At 63.1% G+C, this 22138-nt stretch carries 19 protein-coding genes; 8 read left to right on the top strand and 11 right to left on the bottom strand.

Annotated features, from left to right (window positions below):
- Positions 1-110: 110 nt before the first annotated feature.
- From ACQ4WL_RS23305 to ACQ4WL_RS23290, 4 genes are all read right to left on the bottom strand, one after another.
- Positions 111-1754 carry a GGDEF domain-containing protein gene (locus ACQ4WL_RS23305; protein WP_436511883.1) on the bottom strand — a complete coding sequence of 548 codons (1644 nt, stop codon included), beginning with the start codon at positions 1752-1754 and terminating at the stop codon, positions 111-113.
- Positions 1755-1883: 129 nt separating this feature from the next.
- Complete coding sequence (locus ACQ4WL_RS23300; RefSeq protein WP_436511882.1) at positions 1884-2531, bottom strand: response regulator; 648 nt, start codon at positions 2529-2531, stop codon at positions 1884-1886.
- Positions 2532-2561: 30 nt separating this feature from the next.
- Positions 2562-4064: a sensor histidine kinase gene (locus ACQ4WL_RS23295; protein WP_436511881.1), complete on the bottom strand. Its 1503-nt coding sequence runs from the start codon at positions 4062-4064 to the stop codon at positions 2562-2564.
- A gap of 17 nt (positions 4065-4081) precedes the next feature.
- Positions 4082-4669: a hypothetical protein gene (locus ACQ4WL_RS23290; RefSeq protein WP_436511880.1), complete on the bottom strand. Its 588-nt coding sequence runs from the start codon at positions 4667-4669 to the stop codon at positions 4082-4084.
- A 115-nt stretch (positions 4670-4784) separates the two neighbouring features.
- Here ACQ4WL_RS23290 and greB point away from each other — a divergent pair, with 115 nt between their 5' ends.
- Together greB and ACQ4WL_RS23280 are read left to right on the top strand one after the other, a co-directional pair.
- Positions 4785-5351, top strand: a complete 567-nt coding sequence (gene greB / locus ACQ4WL_RS23285; RefSeq protein ID WP_436511879.1) for a transcription elongation factor GreB — start codon at positions 4785-4787, stop codon at positions 5349-5351.
- A gap of 70 nt (positions 5352-5421) precedes the next feature.
- Complete coding sequence (locus tag ACQ4WL_RS23280) at positions 5422-6066, top strand: transposase (RefSeq protein WP_436511878.1); 645 nt, start codon at positions 5422-5424, stop codon at positions 6064-6066.
- Between the two features lie 61 nt (positions 6067-6127).
- Here the strand turns inward: ACQ4WL_RS23280 and ACQ4WL_RS23275 are convergent, their stop codons facing one another.
- From ACQ4WL_RS23275 to gmk, 3 genes are all read right to left on the bottom strand, one after another.
- Positions 6128-8410 (bottom strand): RelA/SpoT family protein, encoded by a 2283-nt coding sequence (locus tag ACQ4WL_RS23275; protein ID WP_436511877.1) that lies wholly within the window; start codon positions 8408-8410, stop codon positions 6128-6130.
- Between the two features lie 81 nt (positions 8411-8491).
- Positions 8492-8695: a DNA-directed RNA polymerase subunit omega gene (gene rpoZ / locus ACQ4WL_RS23270; protein WP_010400723.1), complete on the bottom strand. Its 204-nt coding sequence runs from the start codon at positions 8693-8695 to the stop codon at positions 8492-8494.
- Between the two features lie 59 nt (positions 8696-8754).
- Complete coding sequence (gene gmk / locus ACQ4WL_RS23265) at positions 8755-9393, bottom strand: guanylate kinase (protein ID WP_436511876.1); 639 nt, start codon at positions 9391-9393, stop codon at positions 8755-8757.
- Positions 9394-9604: 211 nt separating this feature from the next.
- On the opposite strand from gmk, the gene ACQ4WL_RS23260 reads away from it, so the two are divergent.
- On the top strand, positions 9605-10015 hold the full coding sequence (locus tag ACQ4WL_RS23260; RefSeq protein ID WP_436511875.1) for a DoxX family protein: 411 nt from the start codon (positions 9605-9607) through the stop codon (positions 10013-10015).
- Between the two features lie 11 nt (positions 10016-10026).
- Here ACQ4WL_RS23260 and ACQ4WL_RS23255 read toward each other — a convergent pair whose 3' ends face one another.
- Entirely contained in the window at positions 10027-10917 is an 891-nt protein-coding gene (locus tag ACQ4WL_RS23255; protein WP_099666879.1) for a YicC/YloC family endoribonuclease, read from the bottom strand.
- Positions 10918-11195: 278 nt separating this feature from the next.
- On the opposite strand from ACQ4WL_RS23255, the gene rph reads away from it, so the two are divergent.
- From rph to hemW, 3 genes are all read left to right on the top strand, one after another.
- The gene (rph, locus tag ACQ4WL_RS23250; protein ID WP_086140126.1) at positions 11196-11924 is read left to right on the top strand and encodes a ribonuclease PH; all 729 of its coding nucleotides are present in this window, start codon (positions 11196-11198) and stop codon (positions 11922-11924) included.
- A 138-nt stretch (positions 11925-12062) separates the two neighbouring features.
- Positions 12063-12656 carry an RdgB/HAM1 family non-canonical purine NTP pyrophosphatase gene (rdgB, locus tag ACQ4WL_RS23245; RefSeq protein ID WP_436511874.1) on the top strand — a complete coding sequence of 198 codons (594 nt, stop codon included), beginning with the start codon at positions 12063-12065 and terminating at the stop codon, positions 12654-12656.
- Entirely contained in the window at positions 12653-13927 is a 1275-nt protein-coding gene (hemW, locus tag ACQ4WL_RS23240) for a radical SAM family heme chaperone HemW (RefSeq protein WP_436511873.1), read from the top strand. Before rdgB ends, hemW begins: the two co-directional genes overlap by 4 nt.
- Positions 13928-13933: 6 nt before the next feature.
- On the opposite strand, the gene ACQ4WL_RS23235 is transcribed toward hemW, so the two are convergent.
- The 3 genes from ACQ4WL_RS23235 to tal form a co-directional block, all read right to left on the bottom strand.
- The gene (locus ACQ4WL_RS23235) at positions 13934-15121 is read right to left on the bottom strand and encodes a tetratricopeptide repeat protein (protein ID WP_436511872.1); all 1188 of its coding nucleotides are present in this window, start codon (positions 15119-15121) and stop codon (positions 13934-13936) included.
- Between the two features lie 130 nt (positions 15122-15251).
- Complete coding sequence (locus ACQ4WL_RS23230) at positions 15252-16982, bottom strand: methyl-accepting chemotaxis protein (protein ID WP_436511871.1); 1731 nt, start codon at positions 16980-16982, stop codon at positions 15252-15254.
- Between the two features lie 275 nt (positions 16983-17257).
- Complete coding sequence (gene tal, locus ACQ4WL_RS23225) at positions 17258-18193, bottom strand: transaldolase (RefSeq protein ID WP_436511870.1); 936 nt, start codon at positions 18191-18193, stop codon at positions 17258-17260.
- A 206-nt stretch (positions 18194-18399) separates the two neighbouring features.
- On the opposite strand from tal, the gene ACQ4WL_RS23220 reads away from it, so the two are divergent.
- Both ACQ4WL_RS23220 and ACQ4WL_RS23215 read left to right on the top strand, forming a co-directional pair.
- Positions 18400-21252 (top strand): type VI secretion system Vgr family protein, encoded by a 2853-nt coding sequence (locus ACQ4WL_RS23220; protein WP_436511869.1) that lies wholly within the window; start codon positions 18400-18402, stop codon positions 21250-21252.
- A gap of 13 nt (positions 21253-21265) precedes the next feature.
- On the top strand, positions 21266-22138 hold an 873-nt coding region (locus tag ACQ4WL_RS23215; protein ID WP_436511868.1), incomplete at its 3' end, for a DUF4123 domain-containing protein.

The following is a 22138-nucleotide window of genomic DNA, read 5'->3' as shown; positions in this document are numbered from 1 at the left end:
TCGCCCGGACGCTATCGGAGTGCTGAAGGGAGTAAGAGTGTTGTCGTTTTTGCCATGAAAAATGCCGTCCGGCTGGGTAGCGGGACGGCATGTCGTGCAGCGGACCGGGCTCAGTCGGCCACCACCACGCGGTTCTTGCCCGTCTGCTTGGCCTGGTACATGGCGCGGTCGGCGCGCTTGACCAGCTCGGCCTGGTCTTCGTTGGGCAGGCGCAGGGCCACGCCGGCGGAAAAGGTGATCAAGACTTTCTCGTTGTCGTGCAGGAAGAAATGCCGGGTCAGCTCGCGCTGCAATCGCGTCATGGTCGAGGCGGCCGCATCGACCGTGGTTTCCGGCAGCAGGATGAGGAATTCCTCGCCGCCGAAACGGGCGATGACGTCCATCGAGCGCAGGGTTTCCTTGACGATTTTCACCAGGTGTTTCAAGGCGGCATCGCCAGCCAGGTGGCCATACGTGTCGTTCAGGCGCTTGAAATCGTCCAGGTCCAGCATGGCGATGCACAGCGGGGTGCCGCGGCGGTCGGAGCGGGCCGTCTCGCGCTCGAACACATCGTCCAGACCACGGCGGTTCAGGCTGCCTGTCAGCTGATCTTCCCGCACCAGTTCGCTCATATGCTGGAGCTTCGCTTCCAGGGTGTGGATGCGCTGTTCCGCATCCTGCACTTCCTGGCGCGCCAGCACCATCTTGTCGCGTGCGCGCAGGGCTTCGTTCTGCACCATGCGCGTTTCGCGCAAGACTTCGTCGAGAACGCTGTTCAATTCGCTGATATTTTCCGCCTGGCTGATCTTTTCCGAATAGCCGCCGATCTTTTCATGGAAGTCACCCGTGCTGGCCGCCACTTGCCCCAGGCGGTCGATGAAGGTCATCATCATGTTCTTGACCGTCAGCTTGACGTCGGACAGGCTGTGCTTGAGCTGGCTTTGCTTGTAGATGACTTCCTTCAGGCTGCGCGTGGCGTCTTCCAGCGCGCGCTGGTCCAGCGGGCCGGCGATCAGGTTTTGCACGGCATCGACCTGGCCGCGCAGCCAGCTGTCGTCGTCGAGCAATTGGCTGACGTTGTCCAGCAGCAACTTGAACAGGCGCAGCAGCAATTCCTGCTGCTCGGCCGTGTCGCCGCTTTTCAGTTCGATCTGGTAGCACAGCTGCTTCAGGCGCACGGCTGCTTCGTTCAGCGCCTCTTCCGTATGCGCCAGCTTGATGGCCGCGCCCAGCGATTCGGCTTCTTCCACCAGCGCGGGCGTGCCCGTCAGCAAGGTGGCGACGGCAAAGCCCAGGGTGCGGCTCAGCAATTCACGCAGGGTGCGCGTCTGTTCGCCGTCCGGCAGGGGCGGCAATTCGATGCCGCCGCCTTTCTTGACCTGTTTTTCCGCCAGTTGCGCCAACGTGCGCGCATAGCTGTCCCAGTCGCGCGCTTTCAGTGCACGCTGGAAGCGCCGGCCAAAGTCGCCCAGTTCGCCCGCCGATTCGCTCATCCTGGCGGCAAATTGCGTCAGGACGTTTTCCGCGCCGCCGTCCAGCGGTGCGCTGGCGGCCAGCACCGCCGCAGGCGCACCTGGCGTCTCATCCGGTTCGCTGATGCCGGCGATTTCATTATAGATGTCGCGGTAGGCGCTGGGTGTCGGGGCGATGCGGCGCGTGGCCAGGCGGCGAAACGCCTCGCGGGCGATATCGGCCGGGTTCATCGCCGCACCGGCGGCGGTATTCGTGGCGCCAGCGGGAGCGCTTGCTGGTGGAGTTGGCAATTTACTGGACATGTAGGCGCAGCCTTTTCAGATATTTCTCATTATCCCCATGATAGGCGAGTTGGCAAAGAACTTATTGTGCGAGAAGCAAGGATAAGTCCTGTCAATTCGCCCGATGCCAGCGGGCATGCCGCTTTGCAGTCAATCCACCAACTGGTTGCGGATGGCGTAGTGCGTCAGTTCGGCGCTGTTCTTGAGTTTCATCTTGACCAGCAAGCGGGCGCGGTATTCGCTGACGGTTTTCACGGATAATTTGAGCTCTTCGGCGATGGCGCCCACGGCCTTGCCCGAGGCGATCATGACCAGCGTCTGGTATTCGCGGTCCGACAGCGTGTCGTGCAAGGCCGTTTCGTGGTCTTCCCCCACCGTGTTGGCCAGTTCCTGCGCCAGCGAGGCGCTGATGTATTTCAAACCTTGCGCCACCTGGCGGATGGCCGTCACCAGTTCGCGCGGCGCGCTCTGTTTTGTCAGGTAGCCGGCCGCGCCCGCCCTGAGCGAACGGATGGCGTACTGGTCCTCGCGGTGCATGGAGAGCATCAGCACAGCCAGTTCCGGCTTTTCCTTCTTGATCTGCTTGAGCACCTCGATGCCGCTGCGGTCGGGCAGGGAGATGTCGAGCAGCAACACTTGGCATTTCGAGCCGCGGAACAGTTTGATGGCATCGTGGCCATTTTCAGCCTCGCCGGCAACGATGATGTCCTTCGTATCGGCGAGGATTTGTTTCAAGCCCTCGCGCACGATCGCGTGATCGTCGGCGATGAATACCCGGATGGTGGCTTTTTCTTTCATGACTGCGTTGTTTCCTATCTTATTCACCCACTAGGCCGTGTCTGGCGGCGGCCCGCTGTGCGCGGGCGCACTGGCTGCAGCCGCTATTATCGCCTCTCGCGCTGTGGTCAGCCGGATTTTTATGCTCAGGATGGTGCCGCCGTCCGGTCCATCCGTCAGGCTCAGGGTACCGCCCAGCGCGCTGGCGCGTTCGGCCATGCCGCGGATGCCGAACGATTGCGGCTTGGCGCGGTCGGACAGGCGCATGCCGACGCCATTGTCGGCGATCGACAGGCTGATATGCTGGCGCTGCCGGGCCAGGCGCACGCTGACCTTGCTTGCCTGCGCATGCTTGGCGATATTCGTCAGCGCCTCCTGGGCGATGCGGAACAGGCTGGTCGCCAGGTCCAGTTCCAGTTCAATATGCTGGCGGTTCGAAATGAACTGGCATTCGATGCCGGCCTGGCGCGCGAATTCCTTCACTTGCCAGTCCAGCGCGGCAACCAGGCCCAGGTCCAGCATGGAAGGGCGCAAGTCCAGCGAAATGCGGTGTACGGCGTCGATGCTGCGGTCGACCAGGGCATCGACATAGTCAGCCTTTTCCTGCAGCAGCGGGTCGTCCGGTGGCAAGCGGCGCGCCAGCATGGCCAGCGCCATCTTGATCGCCGTCAAATTGCCGCCCAGGTCATCGTGCAGTTCGCGCGCCAGGCGCGTGCGTTCGTGTTCCTTGACCTTGTCGATGTGCGCCGTCAGCTCGGCCAGGCGGGCGCGCGACTGGCGCACTTCGATCTGTTCGAGCCGGCTTTCGGTGATATTCGTCATGATGCCTTCCCACTGCACCGTGCCGTCGGCCAGCGCGCGCGGCGTGGAGCGCAGGTTGATCCATTTGACGTCCTTCCATGCATCGATCCAGATCCGGCCTTCCCAGTTCCAGCTCCACAAGGCGTTTTTTGACGCCTGCATCGACTCGAGATACGAGGCGCGGTCGTCGGCCAGGATCAATTGATAGAACAGTTCCGGGCGCGCGTGCAGCTGTGCCGGGCTCAGGCCCAGCAAGGCCTGGCAGCCATCGCTCAGGTAAGCAAAGGACGCCCGCCCATCCGTATGCAGGCAGAACTGGTACACCAGGCCCGGCGTATTCGAGACGATGGCGTTGAAGCGCGACTGCACCTGCGCCAGGGCGGCCGCCGTCGCCTGCGGCGTGCGCAAGTCTTCGCCCTCTGCCAGGAGCAGGGTGCGGCCCTGGCGGCTGGCGCGCGACAGGTGCAGGCTGAGCGAATACAGGCTGCCATCGCGGCGGCGCTGCTGCACATGCAGCAGGGCTTGCGCGCCGATGCTGTCGTCCAGGGTGGCCAGCACGGCGGCCAGCTGCTGCGCGTCGAGCTGCGGCGCCAGGGTGAAGGGCGTCATCGCCAGCAATTGCTCGCGCGCATACTGCAAGTTGTCGCAGGCGGTATCGTTGGCGTCCAGCAATTGCAAGCTGGCCGCGTCGTACAGATAGATTTCCGGCGCCGCCGTGCGCATGGCGGGAGCCAGACGGGGAGTGTCGTGCATGGAGTTGCCTTTCTTCATCAGCGGCGGGCGCGCCAGAAGGCGGCGAAGCGGCGCAGCACTCTGGCTGGGCGGGAATGTTGACGGCTTGGCGTGCCCTTGCGCAAGCGCTGCCACCAGGCGCGGCGGGCGCGGCCCAGCGCGGCCGACAGGCGGCTGACGCGGCGCCACGGACGCGTGGCGCGCAGGCGGGCGATCCAGCGGTCCTTGGTGTCCATGAACCAGCCATGCCAGCGCGCAAACCACGGCAAACTCAATAGGGTAGGGCGCGTCAGGCTGTACAGGCGGGCCACGGCGGCCGCGCCGCCCAGCTTGGCGATGATGATCACGCCGATGCCGGAAAATGCATGGCCGCGCGCGATCGCCAGCAGGGCCAGCAACTTGACGGGAAACAGCAGCACGGCCGGCAGCATGAAGATGGCCAGCGCCCAGTACGGCGGCAGCCGCTTGATCCACGCTTCGAGCGCATGCAGGGGCGGAAATTGTGCCACCACCTGCATGATGCGCGCCCCGGTCGCCCACAGCCATTCCTCGATCAGCAGGAAGATGGCGGCCAGGTAGACCAGCGGCGCGAACAGCCAGCGCCTGACTCTGTAGAATTTTTTCATCCGTCTCCGTGTGCGGCGCAGGTTTGCCGCGATAGCCACGATGATACGTCAAAAAAGCCCGTTTGCCCCTGCATCCCGTGTGCCGGCGCCGCGCTGGCGGGGCTACAATAGGCAGATGAATAAAGCCTTTGTAAAAGAATCCGACAACGACGACGATGAAGAAGCGGTCGCGCTGGCACTGGCCATTCCCGCCGGCGCCAAGAACTACATCACGCCGGCCGGCTACCAGCGCATCAAGGAAGAGCTGCTGCAGCTGATCGACGTCGACCGTCCGGAAGTGGTGCGTATCGTGCATTGGGCGGCGTCGAATGGCGACCGTTCGGAAAATGGCGACTATATCTACGGCAAGCGGCGCCTGCGCGAAATCGACCGCCGCATCCGCTTTCTCACCAAACGCATGGATCTGGCCGCCATCGTCGACCCCAGCGTGCACCATGGCAACGACCAGGTGTTTTTCGGCGCCACGGTAACCTACCGCACCAGCGACGGCGAAACGCACACCATCACCATCGTCGGCATCGATGAATTTGACCCCCTGAACGGCAAGATAAGCTGGGTCTCGCCGATGGCCCGCACCATCACCAAGGCGCGCGAAGGCGACCTCATCACCCTCAACACGCCGCTGGGCGAGCAGGAACTGGAATTGCTGGAAGTGACGTATCCGGCGCCAGGAGAGGGGTAGTTTGCGGTGACGCAGGGCGCCTGAGGCGGGCGCTGGCACACTGATTATTTAGTTGGTATCAGGAGTTGCCATGCCCCGTCGCCTCCGGCTTGTCTTGCCTGGCGTTCCGCTGCATGTGGTGCAGCGTGGAGTGAATCGCCAAGCATGCTTTCTTGATGGGCAGGATAAGCAGCGCTATCTTGACTATCTGCGTAGTTGTTTAGCGCTTGCGCCGTGCTATCTGCACGCGTATGTGGTCATGAGCAATCATGTGCATCTTTTGCTTTCCACGCAAAGTACAGACTCCTTGTCGTCGATGATGAAAATACTGAACCAGCGTTATGTGCAGTATTTCAACTGGCGTTATGGTCGCACTGGCAGCTTGTGGGACGGCCGCTACAAATCTTGCCTGGTGCAGGGCGAGCGTTATTTATTGATTTGCCAGCGCTATATCGAATTGAATCCCGTCAGGGCCGGTATTGTGGCATTACCTGGGCAATATTGTTGGTCCAGCTATCGGAACAACGCACAGGGCATGCATGATGATTTGCTGTCCCCGCATTCCTTGTATTTGATGCTTGGGCATGATGCGTTTGAACGGCAAAAAACATACCAGTCGTTATTCCAGGATGCATTAGGCGAGAGTTGCATCGGGCAACTGCGAGAAGCGGTCAATGCTGAATTTGCGGTAGGAGATCAGGCGTTTTTACGGCGAGTTGCAGAACTGAGCCGGTAGTCCGCAGCGGAGATCCGGGGTCAGACCCGCCGGGTCTGACCCCAGCTTTTTGCCGCGTGGATCAGTTGCGCTCGCGCAGGATGCGGTTGACCCCGGCGACCCGGCGCACATTGCGCAGCAGGGCGGCCAGGTGGACGCGATCCTTGACTTGCACGGTGAAGCGCAGTTGGTCGAGGACGTTGTCCTTGTCTTCATCCATGCCCACATAGATGATGTTGGCGTCGGACTCGCCGATTTCGGCGGCCACGCGGGCGAGGATGCCCCGTTCGCTGTTGATCAGCACCTTGATGCGGCAGTCGAACCGGCGGTTCAGTTCGGTTCCCCAGCGCACGGCGATCCAGCGGTCTGGTTCCTTGGCGCGCTGGCGCTTGGCTTGCGAGCAGTCGCTGGTGTGCACCAGCAAACCCTGGTCGCGGCGCAACTGGCCGATGATCTGGTCGCCGGGAATCGGCAAACAGCATGGCGCCAGTTGCACGGAGACGCCTTCGCTGCCGCAGATGGTGACGGGGTCGAGTTCGCTGCCGCTGTTGTGCTCCACCGGCATGCTGGCCGCTTCGCCGCCGATCAGACCAAAAATGTGGCGCGCCACCAGGGTGGCCATGCGCTTGCCGATGCCGATGTCCGCATACAGCTCATCCATGGAATTGGCGCTCGATTCGTTGAGCAGGCGTTCGACCAGCAGCGCCGGCAGGTCGGCGTCGATATTTAGCGTCTGCAGCGCCTGCGACAGCAGTTGCTGGCCCAGGGCGATCGATTCAGGCAGGTTGATCGTGCGTAAATGGTGGCGGATGGCCGAACGGGCCTTGCCGGTACGCACGAACGACAGCCAGGTGGGGCTGGGGCGCGACGAGGAATCGGTGATGATTTCGACGATGTCGCCATTGTGCAGCTCGGTGCGCAGGGGCGACGTTTCGTTGTTGATCTTGACGGCCACGGTCTGGTCGCCGATGCCGGTATGGATCGAGTAGGCGAAGTCGATGGCCGTGGCGCCGCGCGGCAGGGCGATGATTTTCGACTTCGGCGTAAACACGTAGACGGAATCGGGGAACAGGTCGACCTTGACGTGTTCGAGGAATTCGGCCGAGTCACCCGTCTGCTGCTGGATGTCGAGCAGCGATTGCAGCCACGCATGCGTGCGCTGCTGCAGGTCGGACGGGTTCGATTCGCCGCTCTTGTACAGCCAATGCGCCGCCACGCCGGATTCGGCCGTGCGGTGCATTTCTTGCGTGCGGATCTGGAATTCGACGGGCGTGCCGTAGGGGCCGATGACGGTCGTGTGCAGCGACTGGTAGCCGTTCAGCTTGCGGATCGCGATGTAATCCTTGAACTTGCCCGGCATGGGCTTGTACAGGCTGTGCAGGGTGCCCAGGGTTACGTAACAATCGGCAAAACTGCCCACCACCACGCGGAAGCCGTACACGTCCAGCACTTGCGAGAACGACAAATGTTTGCTGCGCATCTTTTTATAGATGTCGTACAGGGTCTTTTCGCGGCCCGTGACGTCGGCCTCGAGTTCGGCCATGGACAGGGTGCTTTTCACCGCCTCCATGATCTTGTTGACCACTTCGCGCCGGTTGCCGCGCGCCGCCTTGACGGCTTTCGCCAGGGTGCGGTAGCGCATCGGGTACAGGTGCGAGAACGACAGGTCCTGCAGCTCGTGGTAAATATTGTTCAGGCCGAGGCGGTGCGCGATCGGCACGTACACTTCCATGGTCTCGCTGGCGATGCGGCGTTTTTTTGCCGCCGTCATGAAGTCCAACGTGCGCATATTGTGCAGGCGGTCGGCCAGCTTGATCAGGATCACGCGCACGTCGGACGCCATGGCCAGCAGCATCTTGCGGAAGTTTTCCGCCTGCGCTTCGATCTGGCTCTGGAATTCGATCTTTTCCAGCTTCGACAGGCCGTCGACCAGGTGCGCCACCGGTGCGCCGAAGCGCTCGATCAATTCATCCTTCTTGACGTCCTGGTCTTCCATGACGTCGTGCAGCAGGGCGGCCATGATGGCTTGCGCGTCGAGTTTCCAGTCGGCGCAGATTTCAGCGACGGCGATCGGATGCGAGATATACGGCTCGCCCGAGCGGCGCATCTGGCCCAGGTGCATTTCGTCGGAGAAGCGGTAGGCTTCCTTGACTTTTTTCAGGTCGGCGGGGGACAGGTATTCGGCCAGCTTGTCGGCCAGGTGGCTGACGGAGGCCACGCCCAAGGCGGGCGCTGGCGGTACTGCGGGGGTGTTGCTGCCGGACGTGCCAACACCGGGTGCGGAAGCACCCTGTGGTTTTGCCGCCTGGCGCGTGGCCAGGGGCGGCAGTGCTGCAGAAGTCGTGTCGGCTGGGGTCAGACTCATAAAACGTCGCGTTGCTTCACAGTGTCAATAAGAAAACGATAGAACCAGGGGGTAGCACTGTTCCGGCACGCGGGTTCCGAATTACATCGGCACCTTTTTCAGCATTTCGATACCGACTTTACCGGCAGCGATTTCACGCAGCGCGACAACGGTAGGCTTGTCCTTGGCTTCCACCTTAGGGGTGTGGCCTTGCAACAACTGACGTGCGCGGTAGGTTGCAGCCAGGGTCAGCTGGAAACGGTTAGGGATCTGCTTCAGGCAATCTTCGATTGTGATACGGGCCATAGTAACTCCTAAATTTTATGCGTGGTGCGTGGCGCTGTGTGAACTGGCGTGCAGACGAATTACTCTGCGTGCAGGCCCAGCTGGGCGAATAGCGATGCGTTGCGGGCCGCTTGTTGCGCAAACCGGCAACGGGCCGCTCTCACGATCGCGCTCAGTTCGGACAAAGCGACCGTAAACTCTTCATTGATAATAACATACTCGAACTCGGGAGCGTGTGCGATTTCGCCGCCGGCCGCCAGCAGGCGGCGCGTGATCACATGCGGCTCGTCCTGGCCGCGCTTGTTCAGGCGCTCTTCGAGCGCATCGATCGATGGCGGCAGGATGAAAATGCCGGCCGCGCGGGGGAATTGCTTGCGTACCTGGCGCGCGCCCTGCCAGTCGATTTCCAGCAGGATATCGGTGCCGGCCAGCATTTGCTGTTCCACCATGATGCGCGAGGTGCCGTAGTAGTTGCCATGCACTTCCGCCCATTCCAGGAATTCGCCCCGGTCGGCGCGCGCGACAAAGTCTTCCGCCGTCGTGAAATAGTACTCGCGGCCGTGCTGCTCGCCCGGACGGGGCGCGCGCGTGGTGGTCGAGATCGACAATTTGATGCCGGGCTCTTGCGCCAGCAATGCATTGACCAGTGTCGATTTGCCGGCGCCCGATGGCGCGGCGACCACGAACAGGCTGCCGGAGAAGGCGGTAGGGTGGCTCATGCGGATCTTTCCATATGCGTGTGATGGCGGCGTGTGCGCTTGCGTGCACGCCGCCCAATTCAGTATTTTACCAAGAGGCAAGGCGGCCAGCCAGTCCCGCGATGCGCCTTGCCGCCGCGCCTGCGCATATTTTGCTTGTTATCTTGGGGAAATAGTTATCTAATTTGGAATGGTTTTTTCTTGATAACTATTTTGTCGACAGGATACGCGCATGAAAAATTTCCCCTTCCTCAGTGCTGCCCAGGCCATGCTGTTGCTGCGCGTGGCCATTGCCGTGATGTTCATGGCGCACGCCATCACGCGCATCGCCAATGGCACGATCCCGCGTTTTGCCGGTTTCCTGGAAGACAAGGGATTCCTCTACGGCCTGGCCGTGGTGTGGGCAATTACCGTTGTCGAGATCGTTTGCGGCAGTTTGCTCATCGTCGGCAAATACACGCGCTGGGCGGCGGCCGGGCTGATGGTGATCTGCGTCGGTGGCATCGTCATCGTGCATGCGGCCAAGGGATGGTTCGTGGGCGAACATGGCGCCGGTGGCGTGGAATACAGCATCGTGCTGTTTGTGGCCTGCGTCGTCATCGCCGCCAGCGACAGGGGGCGCGTCGCAACGCGCCTGGCCTGAAGCCGGAGGGATTATTCCAGGTTCTGCACCTGTTCGCGCATTTGCTCGATCAGCAGCTTCAAGTCCATCGAGGCGTCGGCCAGTTCCTTGACGGACGCCTTGGCGCCCAATGTATTGGCTTCGCGATTGAGTTCCTGCATCATGAAGTCGAGGCGCTTGCCCACTTGCCCTCCCTTGGTGAGGATGTGGCGCGTTTCGCCCAGGTGTGCCGACAGGCGCGCCAGTTCTTCCGAGACGTCGATGCGGATGCCGTACAAAATGACTTCCTGGCGGATGCGCTCCATGGCGTCCTGGCGCGACAGGGCCGAATTCGAACCCTGGCTGGCCAGGCCCAGCGCATCCTGCATGCGTTCGATGGCTTTTTGCTGGAAGGCCGCCACTACTTGCGGAATCAAGGGCGTGATGCGCTTGACGATGGCTTCCATCGCTTCGATGCGCGATACCAGCACCGCTTCGAGTGCCGCGCCTTCGCGCTTGCGGCTGTCGACGAAGGCAGCCACGGTGCGTTTGGTCAGCGCGCCCACGTCTGCCTGCAAGGACTCTTGGCCCACTTGCGCTTCTTCGATGACGCCAGGCCAGCGCAGCAGTTCGGCCACCGTCATGACGGGGGCGGAGACAAAATGCTGGCCCACTTCGTTTTGCAGGCGCGCCAGTTCGGCCAGCAGGGGCAGGTTCAGCGCCTGCGTGCCGTTTGTGGCGGCCTTGCGGCCAAAGCTCAGGCGTACCTCGACTTTGCCGCGCGTGATGGCAGACATGACGGCGGCGCGCAAGTCAGGCTCCAGGGCCCGCAGATCGTCGTTGATGCGGAATTGCAGGTCGAGAAAGCGCGAGTTGACGCTCTTGATTTCAATTGTCAGTGTGCCTGCAGCACCCTCGCTGGTGGCAACCGCGTAGCCTGTCATGCTTGAAATGCTCAAAGGATTCCCCGATTTGATCTTGTATACAGTCACTTATACACTTAATCAGCCAGCGCAGGCAATACCGCCCGCGCCGCAAAACAGGACCGAAGTGCGCGATGGCCTGAAAATTGCTGAATAGTGTGCGTTTTACGGCATTGTAAAGAAAATTGTGTTTGGCGGGGCAGGATTGTAGGGATCTTGTGCGCAGGCCACCCTGCGCCGGGTCATGGCGCTGCGGTGGTAAAATCGCGGCCGCAACCCCAATCACACAGGACACCCCCATGACATTTGAATCCCGCCCGAGCGGCCGCGCCGTCGACGCGCTGCGCGCCATCCGCATCACCCGCCAGTACACCAAGCATGCCGAAGGCTCGGTGCTGATCGAATGCGGCGACACCAAGGTCATCTGTACCGCCAGCATCGAAGACAAGGTGCCGGGTTTCCTGAAGGGCAAGGGCCAGGGCTGGTTGACGGCCGAGTACGGCATGCTGCCGCGCTCGACGCACACGCGCATGGATCGCGAAGCGGCGCGCGGCAAGCAGTCCGGCCGCACGCAGGAAATCCAGCGCCTGATCGGCCGCTCGCTGCGCGCCGCCTTTGATTTGCAAGCCTTCGGCGAACGCACCCTGCACCTCGATTGCGACGTCATCCAGGCCGATGGCGGCACACGCACGGCCTCGATCACGGGCGCCATGGTGGCCGCGTATGACGCGTTCTCCCAGCTGCAGGCACGCGGCGCGATTGCCGCCATTCCCGTGAAAAGCTTTGTCGCCGCCATCTCGGTGGGCGTCTACCAGGGCATGCCGGTACTGGACCTGGACTATGTGGAAGACTCGGGCTGCGATACGGACATGAATGTAGTGATGACGGAAGCGGGCCACTTCATCGAAGTGCAGGGCACGGCCGAAGGCGCCGCGTTTGACCGCGCCGGCATGAACCGCTTGCTGGACCTGGCGCAGGGTGGCATCGCCGACTTGATCGCCCTGCAGAAGCAGGCGCTCGGCCTTTAATCTTTACATGGATTTACATCCTGTCGCCCGCCGCGCCGGGCAAGCAGCCTACACTTGCCACCGTTGAGCGAGGCGGCGGGCCAAGGTGAGGGGAGCGCAAAAGGTTTACAATGTCGGCACTTCAACTGGACTACTGACATGACCCAACGCCTCATCCTCGCCTCGAATAACGCCGGCAAGCTCAAGGAATTCAACGAGCTGCTCTCGAGCATCGGTTTTTCCGTCCACGCCCAGGGCGAGTATGCCGTACCGGAAAGCGACGAACCGTTCCACACCTTCGTTGAAAACGCCCTGCAAAAGGCGCGCCACGCGTCGCGCCTGACGGGCTTGCCGGCGCTGGCCGACGATTCGGGCGTGTGCGTCAATGCGCTCGGCGGCGCGCCCGGCGTGTATTCGGCCCGCTATGCGGGCGAGCCGAAATCGGACGCGGCCAACAGCGCCAGGCTGATCGCCGACCTGGAAGCGCATGCCGACAAGTCCGCGTATTACTACTGCGTGCTGGTGTACGTGCGCCATGCGGACGATCCGCAGCCGGTGATCGCCGACGGCCGCTGGAATGGCGAGATGATCGCCATTGCGCGCGGCAACGGCGGCTTCGGCTACGATCCGCATTTCTTTATTCCCGCGCTGGGCAAGTGCGCGGCCGAACTGACGTCCGATGAAAAGAACGCGCTGTCGCACCGTGGTCAGGCCCTGCGCGCGCTGGTCGACAAGCTGCGGACCCTGCGATGATCCCGATCAAACTGGTGGGCGCTGTCGCCAAATCTGTAGCGAAGCCAGGAGCCTCGCCCGCGCCGCAGGAAGGCATTTCCGGCGCGGCCGGAGCGGCCCTGAAGTACCTGCAGCCGGGCGCGCTGAACCTGACGGCCCTGCCGCCGCTGTCGCTGTACATCCATTTTCCGTGGTGCGTGAAAAAATGCCCGTATTGCGACTTCAATTCGCACGAGGTACGCGGCAGCTTCCCGGAAGATGAATACCTGGCCGCCCTGCGGCTGGACCTGGAAATGGCGCTGCCGCTGATCTGGGGCCGCAAGATCCACACCATCTTCATCGGCGGCGGCACGCCCAGCCTGATGTCGGCAGCCGGGCTGGACCGCCTGATGTCGGACGTGCGCACCTTGCTGCCATTGGAGCCTGATTGCGAAATCACCATGGAAGCCAATCCGGGCACCTTCGAAGCAGAAAAATTCAAGTCCTACCGGGCCAGCGGCATCAACCGCCTGTCGATCGGCATCCAGAGCTTCAATGGCCGCCACCTGCAGGCGCTGGGGCGCATCCATGACGACCATGAAGCGCGCCGCGCGGTGGACATCGCGCACGCCAACTTCGACAATTTCAACCTCGACCTGATGTACGCGCTGCCCACGCAAACGCTGGCCGAAGCGCAGCAGGACCTGGAAACGGCGCTGTCGTTCGCGCCGCCGCACCTGTCGCTGTACCACCTGACCCTGGAGCCGAACACCCTGTTCGCCAAGTATCCGCCGGTACTGCCGGACGACGATGAAAGCGCCGACATCGCCGACATGGTGGCCGCGCGCGCGGCGCAGGCCGGCTACGGCCGCTACGAAGTGTCGGCCTACGCGCAGCCGGGCCGCCAGGCAAAGCACAACCGCAATTACTGGGAATTCGGCGACTACCTGGGCATCGGCGCGGGTGCGCACTCGAAGATTTCGTTCCCGCACCGCGTGCTGCGCCAGGCCCGCTACAAGCAGCCGCGCGCCTACATGGACGCGGTACTGGCCGGTAGCCCGGTGCAGGAAGAGCGCGAACTGGCGCGCGAGGAAATGGGTTTTGAATTCATGCTCAATACCCTGCGCCTGACGCAGGGCTTTTCGCCCAACCTGTTCGCCGAACGCACGGGCCTGGCCATCAACGCCATCGGCAAGCCCCTCGATGCGGCCGAAGCGAAAGGCTTGCTGTACCGCGACCACCAGGTCATCCGCCCGACGGAGCTGGGATTGCGCTTTCTGAACGATCTGCAGCAGATGTTCCTGGAAGACTGACGCCGCTTAGCGCGCGGTGGCGCCGCGCAGTCGTTGCAGCTTGGCCGCATACAGCCCGTGCTCGCTGCGCGTGGTACTGTTGTCCATCGCCAGTTCCAGCTGGCGTCCGGCCTGCGTCAGCTGGCCCATGCGCGCGTATGCCTGCGCCAGCCAGAAGTGGAATTCATGGTAGTAGGGATCGCGCGCGATCTCGCGCTTGAACAGGCGCACCGCTTCCTGGTAGTCGGCGGTTCCCATGGCGCGCTGGCCCAGGTTGAAAAAGTGGAAGGGCGGCTCTGGCTGCAGGGCCAGCAATTTGCGCCGCAGCAGTTGCGCTTCGTCCGTGCGTCCCAGGCCGTCGAGTGCCTGCGCCAGATTGGACAGCAGCACGGTGTTCGATGGCGAGCGTTCCAGTGCGTAAGCGAGCGTGCGCCGCGCCGGCTCGATGTCGCCGTGACGCAGCTGGATGATGCCCAGGGTATTGAAGGCGCCGGCAAACGTGGGGTCTTGCAGAATGGCGGCGCGGGCATACCAGTAGGCTTGATCGAGCTCGCCGCTGGCCATGGTTTCGGCGGCGCGATTGTTGAGGTACATGGCCAGGATGGTCGCCTCGCCGATTTGCAGCGTGCGCTGGCCGGCGAGGTCTTCGCCTGGCAGGAAGTCGATGAGCAGGATGGCGTCGGCGTCGTAGCCGACGGTATTGCTGGCGGCACGGCGCTCCAGTGCGAGATTGACGTGGCCGGCGACGAAATACATGCCGCCGCTGCGGCTCCAGCTTTCCTCTCCCAGGACCAGCTGGTAGTGCACATCGAGTCCCATCTCCTTGGCCAGTGCGGCCGTCATCAGCACCAGCGACAGGCAATTGCCGCTGCGCGCGTCGAACGCCTGTGCTGCCGTGCGCGTCATGGCGGCATCATATTCCAGCTGCAGTCCGGCCCTGTTGCGCAGGGCATCGGCAAGGGCGCGGCGGGGATTCTTGCCGCGCCCCTCGCGCGCGATATCGACACGCACATAGTGCCGCATGGCGTCGCTCATGGCAAACGCCTGCTGCGGGTCGACCGGCACGGTGGGCGCGGCAAAGCTGGCATCGTTGAACAGGTCGGGCGGAGGCGGGGTGGCGGGCGCCGTGGCGCAGCCGGCAAGGGCTGCACACAGCAGCAAGGGGGACAGGAGGCCCAGGCGCAGCTGTTCGCTGATGCCGCTGATACATTTCATGTTCGTGCTCCCGCAGAACGATGTCAGGCGCAACACGTATTGCTGCCGGTGGTGCGCCACGCCACCTGAAACAAGTATCCTCGCGCGTCACGGCGCTGTCAAACCCTTTCGACTGGCTCTGTTGCCAGCCTTAAAATTCTTCCCAATCCTGCTCGCCAGCCACATGCGCCTGGGGCTTGCGCGCAGGGATCGCGCTCCTGGCCGCGATTGTCGGCTGCCTGGCGGCTGTGGTAGTGGTGGCGCTCCTGGCAACTGGCTTGGACAGCTGGGTGGCTGCCGGGCGCGCGGTGCGTACCGGCGCTGCCGTGGCCACGTGTTCGAGCTGGAAGCCGGCTGCCACTTGCGCCAGGCGCGCCGACTGGTCCTGCATGCTCTCGGCGGCGGCCGCCGCTTCTTCCACCAGGGCCGCATTTTGCTGCGTCACCTGATCCATCTGCGTGATGGCCTGGTTGACCTGATCGATGCCCATGCTTTGCTCGGCGCTGGCGGCAGTGATCTCGGCCATGATGTCGGTGACTCGGCGCACGCTGTCGACCACTTCGCTCATGGTGCTGCCAGCCTGCTGTACCAGCCGCGTGCCGTTGTTGACCTGTTCCACCGAGTCGCCGATCAGGGTCTTGATTTCGCGCGCCGCCGCCGCCGAGCGTTGTGCCAGGCTGCGTACTTCCGTGGCGACGACGGCAAAGCCGCGCCCCTGTTCGCCTGCGCGCGCCGCTTCGACGGCCGCGTTCAACGCCAGGATATTCGTCTGGAAGGCGATGCCGTCGATGACGCCGATGATGTCGACGATTTTCGTCGACGCCGTGTCGATCGCACCCATGGTGTCGACCACCTGGCTGACGATGCTGCCGCCCCGCTCGGCCACACCCGAAGCGGCGACCGCCATCTGGTTGGCCTGCCGCGCATTGTCCGCATTCTGCTTCACGGTGCTGGTCAATTCTTCCATCGACGATGCCGTCTCTTCCAGCGAACTGGCTTGCTGCTCCGTGCGCGCCGACAAATCCTGGTTGCCGGCGGCGATTTCACCCGATGCCGTGGCAATCGCGTTGGTGCCCGTCTGCACTTCCGACACCACTTTGCGCAGCGCCTCGTTCATGCCGTGCAGCGCCCGCATCAGGTCGCCGATTTCATCGCTGGCAGGTGTGCCGAAATGCGTGCGCAAGTCGCCCGCTGCGACCGTCTCGGCCACCTTGACGGCGGCCTTCAATGGCTGCGTGATCGAGCGCGTGATCAGCCAGGCGCAGATGCTGCCCAGCGCCACCACCAGCGCGCACAGGATCAGCAGCAAGGTGAAGCTGCGCCCGTTAGCCGCCTCGATCGCTTGCGCCGTGGCGTCGATGGCTTTGCGCTGCTGCGCCAGCAGGGCCTTGACGTTGTTCTGGTACTTGGTGGCGGCCGGCGCGAAGCTGTCGCGGTAGGTGCTTTCCGCCTGCGCCGCATTGCCGGCCTTGCGCGCATTCATCACCAGGGTCTTGGCATCCTGGTATTTGACGCGCTCCGCGATGGAGGCCTTGAAGATGGCCTTTTCTTCCTCGCTGACGAGCAGGGTTTCGATTTTCTTCAGCAGCTCGCTGCCTTGTTTGGTGCTGTCGGCGATGGTCTCGGCAAACACGCTCGACAGGGTTTCATCCGTGCTCCGGGCGATCATCGAGGTGCGCGCGATGGCCGAGTAAATCAGCACATACCAGTCCGAAACCAGGCGTTCCTTGGCCAGCGGTTTTTCCATCATTTGCCGCGTCGCTTCGGCATTCACGCGGGCACTGTACAGCGCGTACGAGGTGGAGATTATGGACAGCAGCAGCACCAGCGCGAAGCCTGCAGCCAGGCGGGTGCCGATACGAAGGTGGGAGAGGGCGTGCATGGTCGGACTCCTGTCGCAGAGGGATTAAGGTTGCCTGTGCGACATAGTATGCACTGATAAGTGACCAAGAGGTAAGCGAAAAAAGCGGCCTGTCTTGCTGACTGTTGCAGCCACGCCCGTGCTACAGATCGCCCGCCTGGCGCCAGTCCGGCCGCTCTGTCCAGCGGGCGAAGGCGGCCGCCATGCGCTCGCTTCCACGCGGGCGGGCGAGGGCGGGACGAAAAAAAGCGGCGCCGTGCACTGCACGGACGCCGCTTTTTTTACGCACGTCGTGATTAGCGCAGTGCCGAGATCATCTGTTTCAGCTTGCCGGAATCGACGCAGAAGGCGCGGATGCCTTCGGCCAGTTTTTCCGTCGCCATGGCATCTTCATTCATCATGAAGCGGAAGGCTTCTTCGTTCAGCGACATGTGCACGATGTTGGTCGATGGCGCCGCTTCGGCGCTCAACTTGCGCTCCACCGGCGCATCGCTGTCGGCCAGCTTTTGCAGCAGGTCGGGGCTGATGGTGAGCAGGTCGCAGCCGGCCAGTTCGAGGATTTGCGACGTATTGCGGAAGCTCGCGCCCATCACCTCGGTCTTGTAGCCGAACTTGCGGTAGTAATTGTAGATGCGGCGTACCGATTGCACGCCCGGGTCTTCCGCGCCCATGTAGTCGATACCCGTCGATTTCTTGTACCAGTCGTAGATGCGGCCGACGAACGGAGAAATCAGCTGCGCGCCCGCTTCGGCGCAAGCGATGGCCTGGGCCAGAGAGAACAGCAGGGTCATATTGCAGCGGATGCCTTCCTTTTCCAGGATGGCGGCGGCGCGGATGCCTTCCCAGGTGGAGGCGATCTTGATCAGCACGCGTTCGCGGGCAATGCCGGCGTTCGAATACAGGGCGATCAGGTCGCGGCCCTTGGCCACCGTGCCTTCCGTGTCGAACGACAGGCGCGCATCGACTTCGGTGGAGACGCGGCCGGGGATGGTCTGCAGGATTTCCACGCCAAACGCGATCAGCAGGCGGTCGATGATTTCGGCGGTGGAGGCATGCGGATGGTCGCGCACGGCCTTTTCCAGCAACGGCTTGTATTCATCCTTTTGCACGGCCTTCAGGATCAGCGACGGATTCGTCGTCGCATCGCGCGGCGTGTAAGCCTGGATCGATTGGAAGTCGCCGGTGTCGGCCACCACGGTAGTAAATTGCTTCAGTTGTTCGAGTTGGTTCATGGCTGCACGGGAAAGAGTGAATGGGCTTGCCGGAGTATTGTACCGAATCCCTTGCATGTAGCCTCGACTATTGTCTTCCCGCGCACTACTTGCTCAATTGAATCTTGCTTTTTTGAGAACTCACGCATAATTGCCTGGACTTGTTTATTTTGCACAGTGTTTTGATAAGCAATGTGCGATGCCACTTTCCAGATGAAGAGCATCCTTTGACACAAGATATCGTTAGTGCGGTAGCCGCCTTCAATGGCGCGACACGCCTGTATGCATTGTCCATCGGCGACGACGGCCAGGACAGCGGCTTGCTGGTCGAAGCCTTTGCCGCAGATGAACGGCTGCAGGAGGTTGGCGCGCGCGAGATTATTGCCTTGTCCACCAGCGCCGATGTTGCGCTGGCGTCCCTGCTGGGCCAGCCGGCCAGCCTGCATATCAGCCTGGCCGACGGCACGCGCACGCAGTTTTCCGGTTATATCAGCGTAGCGGCCATGCTGGGCAGCAATGGCGGCCTGGCGCGCTACCGGCTGCGCATCACGCCTTGGCTGTGGTTGCTGACGCAAGTGCGTAACAGCCGCGTCTGGCAAGATCGGAGCGTGACGGCCATCGTCGACGAGGTATTGCAAGCCTATGCGCCGCATGCCCTGTGGCAATGGAGCGACGAGGTGGCGCAGTGCATGCAGCAGGCGGGCGAGCGCAGCTATTGCTGCCAATACCGGGAATCGGACTACGATTTCGTGCGCCGGCTGCTGACGGAAGAGGGCATCGCCTGGCGCTTCGAGGCGCACACACTGATTTTGTTCGCCGACAGCAGCCAGCCGTGCGCCACGCCCGAGGATGCCAGCAGCGCGCAAGGCGGCGGCTTGCGCTTTCATGGCGCCAGGGCCGGCGAAGCGAGCGACAGCGTGCAGGCGCTGTGCGCGCGGCGCAGCCTGCACGTCGGGCTGAGTAGCGTGCTGAGCTACGATTACAAGGCCAAGAAGGCGGTCGCCGCAAGCGTGCCGACGAATATGGCCGTCGGCGGCAAGCATGCCCCCGTGCTGGAAAGTTACGATACGCCGGGCCAGTACTGGTATGCGAATGGCGCGCAGGCGCAGCACTATGCCGCCTTGCAGATGCAGGCCCGCGAAGCGCGCGCCCAGTTGTGGCAGGCGCGCTCGACAGTACGCACCTTGCGCGCCGGCACGCGGTTTACCCTGACGCAGGGACCGTTGCCGCAGGCCGATGGTACCGCGTCCGACTATGTCGTGCTCCGGGTGGCCAGTATCGGCATCAACAACCTGCCGGCGCCCGCGTCGCAGGCGCTGGCTGAACTGTTCGGCCCGGTACCCGAACTGCTGGACGAAGCCATGCCCGGGCTGGGAGACGGCTTTTCCGACTTTGCCGCCGCGATCGCCCAGGCGCAAGCCAGCGGTTACGCCAACTGCATCGAGATGATTGCCGCGGCAACGCCATGGCGTCCTGTGCATGACGGCAACGATGCGCGCCACCATCCGAAACCGACGGCCTGCGGCAGCCAGAGCGCCATCGTGGTCGGTGCCGACGGCGGCGCCAGCGCCAGCGGCGGCAGCGAGATCCATTGCGACAAGCTGGGCCGGGTGCGCATCCGTTTTCACTGGCAGCAGGAAGGCAGCGCCACCTGCTGGGTGCGCGTGGCGCAGCGCTCGGCCGGCGGCGGCATGGGCAGCCAGTTCCTGCCGCGCATCGGCCAGGAAGTGCTGGTGCAATTCCTGGAAAACGATATCGACCGCCCCCTCATCGTCGGCGCCCTGTATAACGGGCAGGGCGAGGGCGGCATCGCACCCACGCCGGGCGGCATCACGGACAAGCCCGCGGACGCCAGCGTATTCGACCCGGCGCGCGACCATGCGCCGTCGGCGCAGGGCAACGTGGCCGGCGGCAATAGCCCGGTCTGGCATGGCGCGGCTGGCGGCAGCGCCGGCCATCGCAACGGTGCGGCGCAATGGGGTATCCGCAGCAAGGAATTTGGCGCCGCTGGTTACAACCAACTGCTGTTCGACGATACCGACCAGCAGGGGCGCATCCAGCTCAAGAGCAGCCATGCGGCAAGCGAACTCAATCTTGGCCACCTGATCCATACGGCCGACAATTACCGGGGCAGCCTGCGCGGCACGGGCGCCGAGCTGCGCACCGACGCTTACGGCGCCGTGCGGGCCGGTGCCGGGCTCCTGATTTCCAGCTACCTCGTCAACCATGACGCGCAGGCGCGCGATCCGGCCGGCGACAATGCGCCGGGCATGGTCTTGCTCAAGCAGGCCGTCAAGCTGGGTGCAACCTTCAGCGCCGCCGCCGTCACGCACAAGACGGTCGCGTATGCCAGCCACCTGGGCCCGGCCAAGGCGAATGCCAGCGTGCTGGACGAAAATGCGGCGCCCTTGCCAGCGTTCCTGACCAGCGTCTCCGGCATGCTGAGCCAGGACGATACGGCCGCCGCCCGGCGCGACGCGGCGGGCAAGCCGACCAGCCCCGGCGACGACAAGCTGCCGCACAGCAGCGACGCCATCATCGCCATCGCCGCCCGTGCCGGCCTGGGCGTGCTGGCGAGCCAGGATATCCAGCTGGCGAATGGCGAAACAACCTCCCTGATGAGCGGGCTGGACACCCAGTTCGTCGGCGGCGGCCAGCTGCGCGTGCACAGCGGCCAGGCCATCGGTGCGCTGGCCGGCGTCGTCAAGGCGGGCGAGAACAATATCGGCCTGCAACTGATCGCCGCCAAGCAAGCCATCGACCTGCAGGCGCAGGCCGACGTGCTCAACGTGCAGGCGCGCGAGGAAGTCAATATCGTCAGCGCCGCCGCGCACATCGATTGGGCGGCGGCGAAAAGCATCCGCCTGTCGACGGCGGGCGGCGCGAATATCACGATCGAGGGCGGCAACATCACCATTCAATGTCCGGGCAAGATCACCGTGTTTGCCGGAAGGAAGAGTTTTATCGGGCCGACACGGCTCGCTTATCCATTGCCGGCGCTGCCTGCCAGCGTCTGCAAAGCGTGTCTGCTGGCAGCGTTGCGTAGCGGTAGTCCGTTTGTTGCACCCACGGCAGCCTAGAAAAGGAGCCCTGATGTACTTTGCCATCGATATTCCTGACGCGGCAGTACCCGACTTGATCGCGCAGCAACTGCAGGCTTTGCGCGCGGAGGCGGCAGTGGCGAACGGCAGCCAGCCCTTGTATCTGTTGGCGCTGCTCGACGGCGCCTGCGATGAGGAGTTTTTCACCAAGCGCTACCCGAGCCGTTTGCGGCGCCAGTCGCTGTATGCGCACACCTCGCTGCAAAACTTCAAGAGTGCCGCACCGCATTTAATGGCGGCGCCATTGGCAAGCAGCGAGCAGGCCGCGTGGCTGCAGCGCCTGTTTTCGCTGTGCGCAGGCAAGCCCATGCTCAGCATCATCGCCAGCACGCTCGATATCGACCAGTTGGAGCAGCATCTGCGCCCCTATTTGATTGCCATCACGCCAGATACCGTCGAATGGCCCGTGCGCTGGGCCGATAGCCGCACCTTGCCGGCCTTGCTGGCAGCCTTGACTCAAACGCAGTCTGCGCATTTGCTGAGCCCCATCTACCGCTGGTGGTCGCTGCGGCGCGATGGTTCCCTGATCAGTTGGCAGGGCGAGGCGCAGCCTAGTCCCGTCCCTGCGGAGTTCGATAAATTTCCCCTAAGCGACAGCGCCTTTGCCGCCCTGGTGGATATCGCCGAGGCCGACGCCATCCTGGCCAATCTGCATGATGTGCAGCCGGACCTGTTTCATTCCGGCACTCCGGCCGAGTGTCACGCGCGCGTGGCGCGTCATTTGCTTGTGGCAAACGCCAGCGGAATTGAGGCGGCGGGTCAGCGTCAGCATTTCAGCGCCCTGGCCTTGATGCTGGCCGACGATTTTAGCTTGCATCCTGCGATGGCCAGCCTGTTGCGGCGGACGCGCCAGGGTGCGAATTAC

It is taken from the genome of Janthinobacterium kochi, from assembly GCF_051380715.1.
In the GTDB taxonomy this organism is placed as follows: Bacteria; Pseudomonadota; Gammaproteobacteria; order Burkholderiales; family Burkholderiaceae_D; genus Janthinobacterium.
The sequence above is the reverse complement of the archived record's forward strand: the minus strand, read 5'-3'. Positions and strand labels throughout refer to the sequence as shown.

Bases quoted from the DNA above. Each gene is read 5' to 3' on its own strand.
- greB (WP_436511879.1), top strand. From the start codon at position 4,785: ATGAATAAAGCCTTTGTAAAAGAATCCGACAACGACGACGATGAAGAA.
- gmk (WP_436511876.1), bottom strand. From the start codon at position 9,393: ATGAGCCACCCTACCGCCTTCTCCGGCAGCCTGTTCGTGGTCGCCGCG.
- tal (WP_436511870.1), bottom strand. From the start codon at position 18,193: ATGAACCAACTCGAACAACTGAAGCAATTTACTACCGTGGTGGCCGAC.
- ACQ4WL_RS23260 (WP_436511875.1), top strand. From the start codon at position 9,605: ATGAAAAATTTCCCCTTCCTCAGTGCTGCCCAGGCCATGCTGTTGCTG.
- ACQ4WL_RS23275 (WP_436511877.1), bottom strand. From the start codon at position 8,410: ATGAGTCTGACCCCAGCCGACACGACTTCTGCAGCACTGCCGCCCCTG.
- rpoZ (WP_010400723.1), bottom strand. From the start codon at position 8,695: ATGGCCCGTATCACAATCGAAGATTGCCTGAAGCAGATCCCTAACCGT.
- ACQ4WL_RS23280 (WP_436511878.1), top strand. From the start codon at position 5,422: ATGCCCCGTCGCCTCCGGCTTGTCTTGCCTGGCGTTCCGCTGCATGTG.
- ACQ4WL_RS23300 (WP_436511882.1), bottom strand. From the start codon at position 2,531: ATGAAAGAAAAAGCCACCATCCGGGTATTCATCGCCGACGATCACGCG.
- ACQ4WL_RS23305 (WP_436511883.1), bottom strand. From the start codon at position 1,754: ATGTCCAGTAAATTGCCAACTCCACCAGCAAGCGCTCCCGCTGGCGCC.
- ACQ4WL_RS23235 (WP_436511872.1), bottom strand. From the start codon at position 15,121: ATGAAATGTATCAGCGGCATCAGCGAACAGCTGCGCCTGGGCCTCCTG.
- ACQ4WL_RS23295 (WP_436511881.1), bottom strand. From the start codon at position 4,064: ATGCACGACACTCCCCGTCTGGCTCCCGCCATGCGCACGGCGGCGCCG.
- ACQ4WL_RS23290 (WP_436511880.1), bottom strand. From the start codon at position 4,669: ATGAAAAAATTCTACAGAGTCAGGCGCTGGCTGTTCGCGCCGCTGGTC.
- rph (WP_086140126.1), top strand. From the start codon at position 11,196: ATGACATTTGAATCCCGCCCGAGCGGCCGCGCCGTCGACGCGCTGCGC.
- ACQ4WL_RS23255 (WP_099666879.1), bottom strand. From the start codon at position 10,917: ATGACAGGCTACGCGGTTGCCACCAGCGAGGGTGCTGCAGGCACACTG.
- hemW (WP_436511873.1), top strand. From the start codon at position 12,653: ATGATCCCGATCAAACTGGTGGGCGCTGTCGCCAAATCTGTAGCGAAG.
- rdgB (WP_436511874.1), top strand. From the start codon at position 12,063: ATGACCCAACGCCTCATCCTCGCCTCGAATAACGCCGGCAAGCTCAAG.
- ACQ4WL_RS23230 (WP_436511871.1), bottom strand. From the start codon at position 16,982: ATGCACGCCCTCTCCCACCTTCGTATCGGCACCCGCCTGGCTGCAGGC.